Below are 13473 nucleotides of genomic sequence, written 5' to 3' on the forward strand. Positions count from 1 at the left end.
AGATCGCCATGGATACCCTTCCCATCACCACACCACGCCAAGCTGGCATCTATGTGCGTCAGGCACGCGAGTCGCAGGAAATCACCCGTGCGGCCCTCGCTAAAAAAGCCGGCGTTTCGGAGCGCCTGCTCGCATCGCTCGAGCTAGGAGACGCCACGGGTATTCGGCTCGACAAGTTGCTGTCCGTCTTTAATGCACTCGGCATAGGTCTCTTTGCGCAAAGCGATAACGACTCCATCGCATCGCCCTCCGAACATCCGACGACGAAAGCGGACCTCCCTATCGCGAACTCGAATGCCCTGCCAAAGCCAAGCGTAGGCAGACGACCCGCTCGACAGGGAACGCCATCTTCCTATGGTGCCTTGCTGGCCCAAATCGCAGCCGAGCAAGGCCTTTCCGGCACTTCAGGCCTCTCCTTTGGCTGTAAGGTTGTGAAATAAATGGCAGAGATGGAGCTTGCAACCCTCATTTGTGGCGAAATCGCAGGCACTCTCCGGCAAGACAAGCATGGACTCTGCAGCTTTGTATACGCCCCAACCTATCGCGGAGCACCGCTATCGCTAACAATGCCGCTTTCCAATCGCACGTATGGCCATAACATCGTCCGCCCGTTCCTATTTGGCCTTTTGCCCGACAGTCAAGAGCAGCGTCGCGCTATTGCCGCCGAGTATGACGTTGCATCCAACAACCCCGTCGCCCTCTTGTGCCATATCGGTCTTGACTGCGCAGGGGCCGTTCAGTTTTGTCGAACCGATCAATTAGGCGCCGCCCGCGGCAGGGTCTCGGCATACCGCCCGCTTACCAATTCTCAAATCGCTCACAAGCTCAAAGCAATTCGCGATGACGAAAGAGAGACATGGATGGGCTCCAACGAAAGCTGGTCCCTGGGCGGCAACCAAGGCAAATTTGCACTAGCTTGGCATGATGGCCAATGGTGCGAATGTCTAGGGTCATCCCCCACTACCCATATCTTCAAAAATGGTGTCGTTGGGTTCAAACATCAGGCCTTAAACGAATTCGTCTGCAAGAAAACGGCTCGGCGTGTTGGCATTCCAACTGCCAACGTCTCCTATTGCACATTTGAAGACGAAGCCGCGCTCGTCGTTGAACGGTACGACAGAATGGTCAATAGCAGCGGAAATATCGAAAGGCTGCATCAGGAGGACTTTTGCCAGGCGCTCGGTGTATTGCCAAGCCAGAAATACACCGCCGACGGAGGACCAACCACACGAGACATCCAAGAACGACTGATTAACACAGTCCCCCACCACATGAATCTTGTGCTTTTTACCTATATGTTGTTCTATAACGCCATTATCGGAGCGCCTGACGCACACGCTAAAAACTACTCGCTCATCCTAGGTAAAGGCACAAACGCAGCGCTCGCACCCATGTACGATGTCGCATCGGGCTTGGCGTACGAGCGTATGCGCCGCCGGGCGCGCCTTGCCATGAGCGTTGGCGGCGAAAATCGAGTGGGGCGCATCGGTCCAGGCGCTATCCGCCGATACCACGGTATGGGCGACCCCGCGCTGGAGGCGGCGCTCACCGATGCCGGGCTATCCGAGAAGTTTTGCTTTGCGACCATGATGGACCTCGCCTACGAGGTGCCCATTTGCATGGAAGAGATCATGGACGAATACGCCGACCTGCCCGGCATGGCGGACCTGCGCGAGCACATGCTCGGCCCCGTCCGCGAAAACTGCCAGCGCACCCTCGACCTCATCAAGGCGGATATGGGCTAGGCGCCAATCAATCCACATTTCTTAAAAGAAGAGGGGGGCACCCGTCGCAAAAGTTCGGATGCCCCCTCTCGTAATGTCATTTGCAATCCGCTAGCACGTGGCTCGAACTGCTGCTAGCGCGACCCTTACGCGGCAAGGCGCTTGAGGACGTCGATGAGCAGCTCGTAGAAGCGCTCGGCAGAAGCGAGCTCCATGCTCTCGTCCGGGGTGTGGACATCGGAGAGCGTCGGGCCCACGGCGATGGCGTCCAGGCCGTGCAGGGCCTCAGCAAACAGGCCGCACTCAAGGCCAGCGTGAATGGACTCGATGCGCAGCTCGGAGCCAAAGAGCTCGCGATAGCTCTCGACAAAAACGTCGCGGACCGGCGAATGCTCGGCATAGCTCCAGCCGGGATACTCGAACTCGAACTTGGCGTCGAAGCCCAAGACATCGGCCAGCGTCTGCAGGCGGTCCTTGAACTCGTTCTGCAGCGAGGTGATCGAGGAGCGCGGGGACAGCATGATCTTGACCTGGTCGTCGGAAGTGGCGACCACGCCGATGTTGGAGGAAACCTCGACGGAGCCGTCAGTGGCGACGTTGCGGCGAATCACGCCGTTAGGGGCAAGACGCAGGGCGCGGATGAGGGCAAGCGCGGACTTCTGATCCATGGCCTCGACCTCGGCGTCGTCGGCAATCTCGACGGTGCAGGTAAAGCCGGGGTCGAAGACCTCGAGCTCGGCAGTGACGTCGGCGATGATGTCCTTTGCGATCTGGGCCGCGGCCTCGGCGGCAGCGTGGTCGGCGTAAACCAGCTCGGCCTTGCACTCACGGTTGATGGCGTTGTCCTTAGTGCCGCCGTTAAAGCTAACGATGGCGGGCTCGCCGGCGACCATCAGGCGGTCGATGATGCGGGCCATGATGAGGTTGCCGTTGCCGCGCTCCAGGTTGATATCGTTGCCGGAATGACCACCCAGTAGGCCGGAGATGTCGAGCGTGAGGGTGCTGCCGGTCTTGTGCTCGCGCACGATGGGGCAGGTGTAGGTAACAACGACGCCGCCAGCGCAGCTGACGGTGGCAACGCCCTCTTCCTCGGAGTCAAGGTTAATCATGGTGCGGGCGCTAATCTGGGACTTGTCGAGCGTCTCGGCGCCGACCAGGCCAGTCTCCTCGTCGGTGGTGAATACGCACTCGAGGGCGGGGTGAACGATCGAATCGTCGTTGAGCACAGTAAGCATCAGAGCGACAGCAATACCGTTGTCGGCGCCCAGGGTGGTGCCGTTAGCGGTGAGGACGCCGTCCTTCACGACCAGGTCGATACCGTCGGTCGTAAAGTCGTGCTCAACAGAGCCCAACTTGTCGCACACCATATCGATGTGGCCCTGCAGCATCACAGTCGGGGCATTCTCGGCGCCGGCAGAAGCCGGCTTGCGAATGATGACGTTGTAGACCTCGTCCTGGTACACATCGAGGCCGCGCTCCTTGGCAAACGCAACCAGGAAATCGCTGATGCCCTTCTCGTTGCCAGACCCACGGGGGATCGCGCTGACCTCCTCAAAGAAATGGAACAGCTGGGCGGGCTCGTAGCCGGTGATCTTGTAATCCATGGTGCCTCCTTGGCGCAACTGGTTAGACAGTAAGACATGCGCCTTGTATATTCCCAGACTTTGCGTGCATAAACCAGTCGAAAACGCCGAGCGCCCTCGCATCATCGGCTAACGGTGGGGAGACGCCACTTTATTAAGATAAAGCAGGTTAGACGGGCCGCGCCGAAGGGACGTTGGACCCTTCAACCAACCTCAACGCTTGATCAACGTTTATGCATACGCCATTGACATGTTTAATGAGATCTACTTTGAACGAAGGGGGCTTTCCAACAGAAAAAGGGCGCTCCTTTGGAACGCCCTCGTGGACACAAGGTTTTGTTACGCCCTACAGCGCGCCGGAACCGGCTTGCATCATGCCGCCGGGGCCCGAGGTCACGCCGCCGCTCACGGGCGCGGCGCTGCCAGTGTGCGGTGCCGCCGGGGTGGTATCGCCACCGAGCGTACCTGCCGGACGCGGTGCCGGAATCTCGCCCGTGCCGTGGCTAAAGACAAACTTGCCATCGGCCACGTCGCACAGGACGGTATCGCCCTCGCCCCACTCGCCGGCCAGAAGTTCCTCGGACAGCGGGTCCTCGATGAGCTTTTGAATAGCACGGCGCAGCGGACGCGCACCGTTGGTGAGGTCGGTGCCCTCGGCCACGATCTTGTCATAGGCCGCATCGGTGAGCTTGATGTTCATGCCGTTGGCAATCAGACGCTGGCGCAGGTCGTCCACCAGCAGGTGCGCGATCTTGGTGAGATTCTCGCCCGAGAGCTTCTGGAACACCACAATGTCGTCGATACGGTTGAGCAGCTCGGGGCGGAACAGGCGCTTGAGCTCGCCCATCGCGCGACCACGGATCTCACTCGACGTGAGACCCTGCTCGCCGGTGGTGCCAAAGCCCACGCTCGCATCCTGCGCAATCTCGCGGGCGCCCACATTGGACGTCATGATGATCACGGTGTTGCGGAAGTCGACCGTCTTGCCCTGGCTATCGGTCAGGCGGCCCTCCTCCAGCACCTGCAGCAAGATGTTGAAGATATCGGGGTGCGCCTTCTCGATCTCGTCGAACAGCACGACCGAGTACGGGTGGCGACGAACGGCCTTGGTGAGCTGGCCGCCCTCGTCGTGACCGACGTAGCCCGGAGGGCTACCGATGAGCTTGGAGACCTCGAACTCGCTACCGAACTCGGACATGTCGAAGCTGATGAGCGCGTCTTTGCTGCCAAAGAGATACTCGGCGAGCGTCTTGGCGAGCTCGGTCTTGCCCGTGCCGGTGGGACCCAGGAAGATAAAGCTGCCGCCGGGACGACGCGGGTCCTTGAGCGGCGAGCGGCTGCGGCGCACGGCCTTGGCGACGGCCTCGACGGCCTCGTCCTGGCCGATAATGCGGGTCTTGAGCACGCTTTCGGTCTGCAGCAGGCGACGGCTCTCGCTCTCGGTGAGCGAGGAAACCGGCACGCCAGAGGTCACGGACACGATGTCGGCAATCTGACTCACGTCGATGGTGAGCGGGCTGGCGTCGAGCTCGGCGGTCCAGGCAGCCTTGGCCTCGGCGAGTTCAATCTCGGCAGCCTTCTGCTGCTCGGTGATCTCGGCGGCCTTGTTCATGTCGTCGCTCTCGGTGGCCTCCTGCGCGGCGGCCTTGAGCTCCTCTATGCGATGCTCGGCCTCGCGCACCGGCTCGGGCGCGCGGTTGGCGGCGATGCGGGCGCGGGCACCGGCCTCGTCAATGAGGTCGATGGCCTTATCGGGCAGGAAGCGATCCTGAATGTAGCGGTTGGAAAGGTTCGCGGCGGCCTCGATAGCACCCTGCGTATAGCGCACATGGTGGTGCTCCTCGTAGCGCGGCTTGAGCGCGGTCAGGATCTTGACCGTGTCCTCGACGCTCGGCTCCTCGACATCGATGGTCTGGAAGCGACGCTCGAAGGCCGGGTCCTTGGTGAGGTACTTGCGGAATTCCTCGGCCGTGGTGGCGCCGATAATCTGGAAGGCACCGCGCGCGAGCACGGGCTTGAGCATGGAGCTCGCGTCGATGGAGCCCTCGGCGGAACCGGCACCGATGATGGTGTGCATCTCATCGATAAACAAGATGACGTCGTCGGCCTCGGTGGCCTCTTGGATCACGTTCTTGAGGCGCTCCTCAAACTCACCGCGATACTTGGCGCCCGCGACAAGACCCGGCAGGTCGAGCGTCCAGATATTCTGGTTCATGAGGTTCTCGGGCACGTTGCCAGCAGCAATCTGCTGCGCCAGGCCCTCGACGATAGCCGTCTTGCCCACGCCGGGATCGCCCAGGATAAGCGGATTGTTCTTGGTGCGGCGCGAAAGGATCTCCATCATGCGCTGGACTTCCTTTTCGCGGCCAATCACGGGATCGAGCTCGCCGTCGCGCGCCTTTTGCGTGAGGTTGGTGGCGAACTGCTTGAGCGTGTCGGTGCCGCTCCCCTTTTGCTGAGAGGCATCCGAGCCGCTAAAGAACGGCAGGCCCGCACCGGGACGACCAGCGCCAGCGCCAGCGAGCGGACGCTTCTTGTCCTGATCCTTGGCAGTGAGCTTTTCGATGGCCTTTTTAATGGAAGCAGACGACACGCCCAGGCGCATGAGGATGTCCATGGCCATGCCGTTGCCTTCTTCGACGATGCCGATCAGCAAGTGCTCGGTCGAAACGTAGGTCTGGTTGTTCTCGCGTGCCACGCGGAAGGAGCGTTCCATCACGCTGATGACGAGCGGCGTAAAGGCGAGCTTGGCAGCCTCGGTCTCCTCACTGGGCTCGGGAACCGTGGTCTGGACCTCTTTGAGGGTATCCATGATGTCATCGTAGGAGATATCGAGCGAACGCAGTGCCTCGGCGGCAATACCCTCGTCCTCCTTAGCGAGCGCAAGCAGCAGGTGCTCGGTGCCCACCTTATTTGAGTGCAGATCGAGCGCCTCTTGCTTGGCCATGGACATGACCTTGCGCGCGCGATCGGTAAAACGGTCTAACATGCTAGTTCCTCTTAGACGAGCTAGTTTTTCAAACGCAAAGCGCCACTCGTGGCGGCGCTTTGGTCTCTTTACCCATATGGAGTATATGTTAACCGCTGGGGCCTTTTCCGCATGCAGCCATACGGCAACGTCTACAAAAAAGGAATTGCCAGGTGCGTCTGCATCGGCCCAACGAGCGTGGTTTTTCGGACACCCATTCCACGAGCGTGGATAATCTCCCGTTTTGAGCCCGTAAACAGGCCAAAAACGGGAGATTATCCACGTTCATGTTTTGCGGATCAGTTTCATTTGCACCAATTAGCTGGTGTGGCGCCAGCGAGGGTCGGTGAGCGTACGCGCCACACCCAGGCCAACGGGCAAAAACGCCACGATGAGCACTGCACGCACAAACCAGCCGAGCATATTGACCGTGTCGAAGGTGCACATGTAATACATCGAGCGATACAGATACAAGCCCGGCACCATAATGACAATCGATGGCACCGTGAGGGCGATACGTGGGTAGGTGAGCTTGATTTCGGCTAAGCTCGCGAGCAGCCCCGATACCAGCGCGCCAATAAACGCTGCTGCCTCGGGAGGCATACCTACGCTCAGGCCCAGAAAGGGAAACAGCGTCGGCGCATCGACGAGCGTAAGGCGCAAGGTATTGGACACGGCGCCGATCAGCCCAGCTGCCGCGGCCATCTTTACCGGGCTGTTGAACATCACCGAGAAGCCGAATACGCCAACGAAGCTCATCACCACGCGCAGGAGCGTAAGGGCAAGCGGCGAAAGGCCGAGCGGGGCAAAATCATCCGGTGCCAGCCCCACACACTCGGCAACCATCCAGCCCACAAGGGTCGCCATCACAATAATCGACACGGCATACGAAAGACGCTCAATGCCGCTTCGCATATCGAGCTTAGCGATGTCGAGGCCTGCCGTAATGAGGGGAAAGCCGGGAATCACAAAGAGCATGGCGCCGATATAGCCTTCTTGGTGCGACATTGCCCCCGGTACGACCTGGCCAAGGCCGAGCAATGCCAGCAGATACGAAACGCAAGCGAGCGCAACGCCAATCGTCAGCGCGCTAAACTGGCCAAGACCCTGCTTGAGAATATGAGAGCGAGCATAGTTGCCAACACCAGCGCCTACGAATGCGCAGGCCATCTCGATAGGGCCGCCGCCGAGCAAAAAGACGAAGGCGCCGCAAGCACAAGCTGCCGCAAGGCCCTGTTGCCAGGGAGAGTAATCGGGTTTTGAACTCTCAACGGTCTTGAGCATCTCGTGGTATTCGTGCACGGTAAACCGGCGCCCATACGTCTCGATTTCCTTTAGGAAGCTCTCCATCATCCAAATGCGATGGGTATTGACTCCCGTTGTGGGCAGGCTGACAACCTCGTTAAAGCAGTGGCCATCTTCGATGCAGGTGCACTCAAACGACAGAAGACTTAAGTCAATGTGGACGGTGACATCGAGTACGGCGGCAACGCGATTCATGGTATCGCGTACACGCCAAGCACCCGTTCCGCTCGCGAGCATAAGCATACCGGTGCGGCAGATGATGGATGACTTATCGGTGAGCGGCGCATCGACGGCAAGCTCATCGCCTGCCGTCACGATCTGGTGCCAGTCTGTTTTCATATGGAGTGCGCCGGCACGAACACCGTGGTGCATGGGGGCTCTCGAAAGCAGCGAGTCAAGGCGCGAAGACTGTGGGGACTCCGTTGATTCGTCCTCAACCTCATCAGTCTCTTCATCGACCAGATCAAATGAGTCAAGCGATGCCGGCTCGCGACGATCGATTAGCTCCTCATCCTCATCGTCAAAGTAATTGAACTGATCGAGCATGTCCTCTTCGATTGCACGCTCGCTCGCGTCGTCCATATTGACGCTCCCTTCCTACCGACTAACCCCCATCCTAGGCAGCAACGGCTAAAGGAAACATAAAACAGACGACTGTCATGCATGGAAGGCGTAAACCCCCAATGCACCGGTAGACCCCAGGCGGCTAGGACCGTCCCCAAGTGCCGGCACAAGAGGAACGTCCCTAAGTGCCAACCAGGGCAACGCCACAGGTAGAGGACGGACAGCGAAAGCCCGCCAGAGCGAGCAAGGTGCCTTCAAGCAAAATGGCGCCGCAGGTTGAGCATAAGTCAGCGAGCGGGTCGCATTTGAGACAAGGTGACGTGAAACGAAAGGGCGCTGACCTTCTGGTCGCGCCCTTGAAGTTGAACGCCAGATTGTCCAAATGCGGCCCGCGCAGCGTCGAGCCGTTACGCGGTTCGTAGAACCGCGTAACTAGTTAGTACATCTTTGCGCCGGCGGGGATGGAGGCGTCGAGCTGGATCAGGTTGAGACGCTCCTCACCATCCTCCTCGTGGATAGCGCTGATGAGCATGCCGCAGCTGGGAATGCCCATCATCTTGCGCGGCGGCAGATTGGTGATGGCGAGCAAGGTCTTGCCGACCAGGTCCTCGGGCTCATAATAACCGTGAATGCCGGAGAGGATGGTGCGGTCGGTGCCAGTGCCGTCGTCGAGCGTAAAGTTCAGCAGCTTCTTGGACTTCTTGACGGCCTCGCACGCCTTGACCTTCACAGCGCGGAAATCGCTCTTGGAGAAGGTATCAAAGTCGACGAACTCCTCAAACAGCGGCTCGACGGCGATCTTGGAGTAATCAACCGTGGGCTTGAGCGGCTTGACGAACGGGCTCGCGGTGTTGCCGGCCTCGGCAGCCTTGGCGGCAGCGGCACCGGACTGGAAACCCTTCTCGGGCTTCATGTGCGGGAACAGTAGCACGTCGCGGATGGAAGCCTGGTTGGTGAGCAGCATGACCACGCGGTCGATACCGATGCCGATGCCGCCCGCGGGAGGCATACCGTACTCGAGGGCGCGCACGTAGTCCTCGTCGTACTCCATGGCCTCGTCGTCGCCGCCAGCCTTCTCGGCCATCTGGGCGGCAAAGCGCTCGGCCTGGTCGACCGGGTCGTTGAGCTCGGAGAACGCGTTGGCGTACTCGTGACCGGCGATAACCAGCTCAAAGCGGTGCGTCAGGCGCGGGTCGTCCTCAAAGCGCTTGGCAAGCGGGCTGACCTCGATGGGGTAATCGCAAACGAACGTTGGGTTGACAATGGTGTCCTCGCCCAGCTCATCGTAGATCTCGGCGATAATCTTGCCGGCGGTCCACTCGGGCTTAATCTCCAGGCCCTTCTCGCGCGCGGCGGCAGCAAGCTCCTCGACCGGCGTGTCGATGGTGACCTGCTTGCCGAGCACGTCGGAAACGATGTCGGTCATGGGACGGCTGGCCCACTCACCAGAAAGGTCGATGGTCTGGCCCTGGTACTCGATGACCTCGGGGTTGCCGATGGCCTTGTTAGCCGCCTTAATGACACCCTGGGCGAGCGCCTTCATGCCCTCGAGGTCGGAGAAGGCACGATAGGCCTCCATCGTGGTGAACTCGGGGTTGTGGGTAAGGTCCATGCCCTCGTTACGGAAGATACGGCCGATCTCGAACACGCGCTCAAAACCGCCGACGATGCAGCGCTTGAGGTGCAGCTCGGTAGCAATGCGCAGGTAGCACTCCTGATCGAGCGCGTTGAAGTGGGTAATGAACGGCTTGGCAGTAGCGCCGCCCTGGATGGTCTGCAGGATGGGGGTCTCGACCTCCATGTAGCCGTCGGACTCCATAAAGCGACGGAAGGTGGAGAGAATCTGCGAACGCTTACGGAACGTCTCGCGAACGTCGTCGTTGGCGATCAGGTCAACATAGCGCTGGCGATAGCGGGTCTCCTTGTCGGAAAGACCGTGGAACTTCTCGGGCAGCGGACGAACGGCCTTGGCAAGCAGGGTCGCGCTCTTAGGGGCAACGGAAAGCTGACCGCGCTGGGTGCGCACAACCACGCCGGTCACGCCCAGGATGTCGCCCAGGTCGAGGGACTTGAGCGTATTCCAGGCAGCCTCGTCCATGTCGTTGATGCGGCAGAACAGCTGAATCTCGGCAGTCGCATCGCGCACGACGATGAACATGATCTTGCCCTGACCGCGCTTGGCGACCACACGGCCGGCGATCTTCACGACGTCCTCGGTGTCCTCGCCATCGGCAAGCTCGGCATACTTAGCCTCGATATCGGCAACGTAGTCCTCAAGCTCAGAGTGCTCGGGATAGGGGTTCTGGCCCGCCTCGAACAGGGCGGCGCGCTTGGCCAGGCGGGTGGCGCGCTCGTCGTTGAGCGTCGATGCCTGATCTGCGGCGTTCTGGTTCTCTGCCATAAGTTAGCTCCTCAAACTAAAACGCTCCCCAGGATTCGGTCCCAGGGAGCGAAAACATACCTTTACGCGGGACCGTGGTCTAGCGTGCAATCTTGGCGATGGTGTAGACGCGAGTCTTGCCGGAAGGCGTAACGACCTCGACGGAGTCGCCCTCGCCGTGACCGATGATGGCGTGGCCGACCGGAGACTCGTTGGAAATCTTGTGCTCGAGCGAGTTGGTCTCGGTGGTACCGACGAGCGTGACTTCCATGACCTCACCGTTGGGATCAATCAGAGAAACGGTGGAACCGATGGAGACGGTCAGATCACCTGTGGTGGCAGCAACCTGAGCGTTGGCAAGGATGGCCTGGATCTCGGCAATACGAGCGGCGTTCTGGGCCTGCTTGTCCTTGGCGGCATCGTACTCGGAGTTCTCCGAAAGGTCGCCGAACGCGCGGGCTTCCTTGATGTCCTCGACGATCTCCTTGGCGTAATCGCCCTCACGCCAAGCGAGCTCCTCGACGAGCTTCTGGCGGCCCTCAGCGGTCAGTACGATCTGGCTTGCGTCCATACGGATATCTCCCCAACTCTGATCAAACAATCAACTGTCAACAAAACGAAAAAGACCGGCTAGCCTGCGGGCAAGCCGGTCAGGTGCTCACCCCAAAGGGATGGGACTACTCTGCGTCCGCGTCGCTGTCCTCTGCCTGCTTCTTCTTGGCAGCAGCGAGCTTGGCCTCGAGCTCAGCGATCTCCTTGTCCTCCTCGGACTGCTCGACCACGACCTCCTCGGCCTGCTTGGTCTCGGCCTTATCGTCGCCCTCCATACCCTCGCGGATATTCTTGACGGTAGAGCCGAGGGACTTGCCGAGCTTCGGCAGGTTCTTGGGCCCGAAGATAATCAGGACAACGACGAGAATAATGATGAGCTCAGGAGCCCTCAGTCCAAACATGTAGACCTCCACAATACAGCGAGACAAGCTCGAATGAGTATACCGCGGGTATCGCGGTATCACAACAATAGCTAAAAAAAGGGACCGCAAGAAGCGGTCCCTCCTCATGCTCTGGTCGGGTTGACTGGATTTGAACCAGCGACCCCTGCGTCCCGAACGCAGTGCTCTACCAAACTGAGCCACAACCCGTTAGCTCGACTATAGTAACAAAGATTTCCGTCGTGTGCTAGAGAAATTTTTACTTCTTTGGCACTTCGATGCGAACCGTGTTGGGAATGAGCTCCGTCGCGCAGGACCACCAGCCGTTTTGCAGGGCAGCGTCGGCAAGCCTTTCGGCCGTGGCGGCGGTGTCGCAAATGGCAAATGAGCAGGCACCCGATCCGCACACATCTACAGCAACGGTGCCGTCCTGTTTACGCAGCCAATCGAGAACCATTTGAATCTGCGGCTCCATCTGTGCGGAAATGACACCTAGGTTGTTATGGATGAGCGCATATGCCGTCTCGGCATCACCAGCATGCAAGGCAGAAGCTATCGCGCCGGGCTTGTCTGCAGGCACCGGAGCCTCGTCAAAACGTCGATAGGCTTCAATTGTTGAAACGCTTGCCTCGCGCGGCTTGACCAACACGACGGGCGTTGCGGGCAGCGCGGGATACTCAGTTGCCAGCACGTCTCCCCCACCTACGTAGAACGCAAGGCTCGCGTGCAAAAAGAACGGGACGTCAGCACCAATACCCCGCGCAATGTCGTCGAGCGCGGGGTCGGTGCGATCAATTCCCCAGAGCTCCGCCAAGGCGACAATGACCGCGGCCGCGTCCGTCGAGGGGCCGCCCAAGCCGGCGCACAATGGAATGCGCTTCTCAATCGTCACGCAGATGTTTGCCTCGCAACCATAATGCTCGGCCATAGCAATCGCAGCCCGATACGCCGTATTCTTTTGCATGGGAAAATCTGATGCCGGAACCGTCTGGACGGTCAGCGCCTGCGCCGGCGCGACCGTCACGGAATCGGAAAGACCGACGGCTGCCATCAGGGAATCGACCCTGTGGTAGCCGCGGTCATCGCGCTCGGTATGAACCCCCAGGTAGAGGTTAATCTTTGCCGGCGCGGAAAGAGTCAGGGACCGATCGGTCACCGTTAGTGCTCCTCGAGCTGATTGCCGAGCGGGGTAAAAATGTGCTCACCGCTCTCGGGGTCGAACAGCTCGACCTGCCCGGTGAGGACATCGATATACTGGTAGGACTGACGCGACTTGCGGCCGCGACGTTCGTCAACCTCGACGATAAAGACGGCGGGGTGGACGCTCTTGATGGTGCCCATGCGCTCGACGACGCGGGTGCGGCCCATGTTGGCCTTCACCTTGACGCGATCGCCCACCATATCGGTCAGCTTCTCGTGGATGTCGTCGACGTGATTGACTTCCATCTCTTCCATGAACAGGGCCTCCAGAAGGTGCAATTCAAAAAGGGGATAATACCCCTAAGATAGACAAAACTCTAATACTATAGCACCCTGTTGCGACCACGCGCAAGTAGCTAATTTGGCTACTTACAGATTGTCGGTATCGAGGACGATGGTGAATGGGCCGTCGTTGACGAGGTCGACTTTCATATCGGCGCCAAAGATGCCATGCGCCACGTGTTCGACATCTTGACGAACGAGCGTCAGGAAGTACTCGTAGAGCTCGTTGGCGACATCGGGGGCGCCGGCATCCGTAAACGATGGACGGCGGCCGTGGCGGCAGTCGGCGAACAGCGTGAACTGTGACACCACGAGAACCTCGCCGTCGACATCGGCAAGTGCCAGGTTGGTCTTGCCGTTCTCGTCCTCGTTAATACGCAAGCCGCGGAGCTTGCCCCACAGCTTATCAGCCTCGGCGCGCGTGTCGCCGTGGCCCACGCCCAACAGCACCAGATAGCCGCGCCCAATTTTGCCCACGCACTCGCCGTCGACTGTCACGCCGGCATTGAGTACGCGCTGCACCACCGCACGCACG

General features: G+C 59.8%; 11 protein-coding genes and 1 tRNA gene. 2 read left to right on the plus strand and 10 right to left on the minus strand.

What is annotated here, in order from left to right; genetic code table 11:
- Window positions 1-8 precede the first annotated feature (8 nt).
- Together DWV58_RS01010 and DWV58_RS01015 are read left to right on the plus strand one after the other, a co-directional pair.
- The gene (locus tag DWV58_RS01010; RefSeq protein ID WP_117775884.1) at window positions 9-440 is read left to right on the plus strand and encodes a helix-turn-helix domain-containing protein; all 432 of its coding nucleotides are present in this window, start codon (window positions 9-11) and stop codon (window positions 438-440) included.
- Window positions 441-1745 (plus strand): type II toxin-antitoxin system HipA family toxin, encoded by a 1305-nt coding sequence (locus DWV58_RS01015; RefSeq protein ID WP_117775885.1) that lies wholly within the window; start codon window positions 441-443, stop codon window positions 1743-1745.
- A 125-nt stretch (window positions 1746-1870) separates the two neighbouring features.
- Here the strand turns inward: DWV58_RS01015 and DWV58_RS01020 are convergent, their stop codons facing one another.
- From DWV58_RS01020 to dtd, 10 genes are all read right to left on the minus strand, one after another.
- Window positions 1871-3328 carry an aminoacyl-histidine dipeptidase gene (locus DWV58_RS01020; RefSeq protein ID WP_117775886.1) on the minus strand — a complete coding sequence of 486 codons (1458 nt, stop codon included), beginning with the start codon at window positions 3326-3328 and terminating at the stop codon, window positions 1871-1873.
- Window positions 3329-3653: 325 nt separating this feature from the next.
- Complete coding sequence (locus DWV58_RS01025) at window positions 3654-6296, minus strand: ATP-dependent Clp protease ATP-binding subunit (protein ID WP_117775887.1); 2643 nt, start codon at window positions 6294-6296, stop codon at window positions 3654-3656.
- A gap of 297 nt (window positions 6297-6593) precedes the next feature.
- Window positions 6594-8162 (minus strand): threonine/serine exporter ThrE family protein, encoded by a 1569-nt coding sequence (locus DWV58_RS01030; protein WP_199585928.1) that lies wholly within the window; start codon window positions 8160-8162, stop codon window positions 6594-6596.
- A gap of 418 nt (window positions 8163-8580) precedes the next feature.
- Window positions 8581-10545, minus strand: coding sequence for a lysine--tRNA ligase (lysS, locus tag DWV58_RS01035; protein ID WP_099432105.1), 1965 nt, complete (start codon window positions 10543-10545; stop codon window positions 8581-8583).
- A 79-nt stretch (window positions 10546-10624) separates the two neighbouring features.
- Entirely contained in the window at window positions 10625-11095 is a 471-nt protein-coding gene (gene greA / locus DWV58_RS01040; protein ID WP_006234960.1) for a transcription elongation factor GreA, read from the minus strand.
- 106 nt (window positions 11096-11201) lie between these two features.
- On the minus strand, window positions 11202-11477 hold the full coding sequence (gene tatA, locus DWV58_RS01045; protein WP_022094895.1) for a twin-arginine translocase TatA/TatE family subunit: 276 nt from the start codon (window positions 11475-11477) through the stop codon (window positions 11202-11204).
- Window positions 11478-11589: 112 nt separating this feature from the next.
- Window positions 11590-11666, minus strand: a tRNA-Pro gene (locus tag DWV58_RS01050).
- Between the two features lie 49 nt (window positions 11667-11715).
- Entirely contained in the window at window positions 11716-12612 is an 897-nt protein-coding gene (ispE, locus tag DWV58_RS01055) for a 4-(cytidine 5'-diphospho)-2-C-methyl-D-erythritol kinase (RefSeq protein ID WP_117775888.1), read from the minus strand.
- A gap of 2 nt (window positions 12613-12614) precedes the next feature.
- Window positions 12615-12911: a Veg family protein gene (locus DWV58_RS01060; RefSeq protein WP_006234957.1), complete on the minus strand. Its 297-nt coding sequence runs from the start codon at window positions 12909-12911 to the stop codon at window positions 12615-12617.
- Window positions 12912-13025: 114 nt separating this feature from the next.
- Window positions 13026-13472: a D-aminoacyl-tRNA deacylase gene (dtd, locus tag DWV58_RS01065; protein WP_089572532.1), complete on the minus strand. Its 447-nt coding sequence runs from the start codon at window positions 13470-13472 to the stop codon at window positions 13026-13028.
- Window position 13473 lies beyond the last annotated feature (1 nt).

It is taken from the genome of Collinsella sp. AF11-11 (assembly GCF_003465485.1).
In the GTDB taxonomy this organism is placed as follows: domain Bacteria; phylum Actinomycetota; class Coriobacteriia; order Coriobacteriales; family Coriobacteriaceae; genus Collinsella.

Excerpts from the sequence above, each read along its gene's own strand:
- greA (WP_006234960.1), bottom strand. The coding sequence starts at position 11,095 with ATGGACGCAAGCCAGATCGTACTGACCGCTGAGGGCCGCCAGAAGCTC.
- DWV58_RS01010 (WP_117775884.1), top strand. The coding sequence starts at position 9 with ATGGATACCCTTCCCATCACCACACCACGCCAAGCTGGCATCTATGTG.
- tatA (WP_022094895.1), bottom strand. The coding sequence starts at position 11,477 with ATGTTTGGACTGAGGGCTCCTGAGCTCATCATTATTCTCGTCGTTGTC.
- DWV58_RS01030 (WP_199585928.1), bottom strand. The coding sequence starts at position 8,162 with ATGGACGACGCGAGCGAGCGTGCAATCGAAGAGGACATGCTCGATCAG.
- DWV58_RS01020 (WP_117775886.1), bottom strand. The coding sequence starts at position 3,328 with ATGGATTACAAGATCACCGGCTACGAGCCCGCCCAGCTGTTCCATTTC.
- DWV58_RS01015 (WP_117775885.1), top strand. The coding sequence starts at position 441 with ATGGCAGAGATGGAGCTTGCAACCCTCATTTGTGGCGAAATCGCAGGC.
- lysS (WP_099432105.1), bottom strand. The coding sequence starts at position 10,545 with ATGGCAGAGAACCAGAACGCCGCAGATCAGGCATCGACGCTCAACGAC.
- DWV58_RS01060 (WP_006234957.1), bottom strand. The coding sequence starts at position 12,911 with ATGGAAGAGATGGAAGTCAATCACGTCGACGACATCCACGAGAAGCTG.
- DWV58_RS01025 (WP_117775887.1), bottom strand. The coding sequence starts at position 6,296 with ATGTTAGACCGTTTTACCGATCGCGCGCGCAAGGTCATGTCCATGGCC.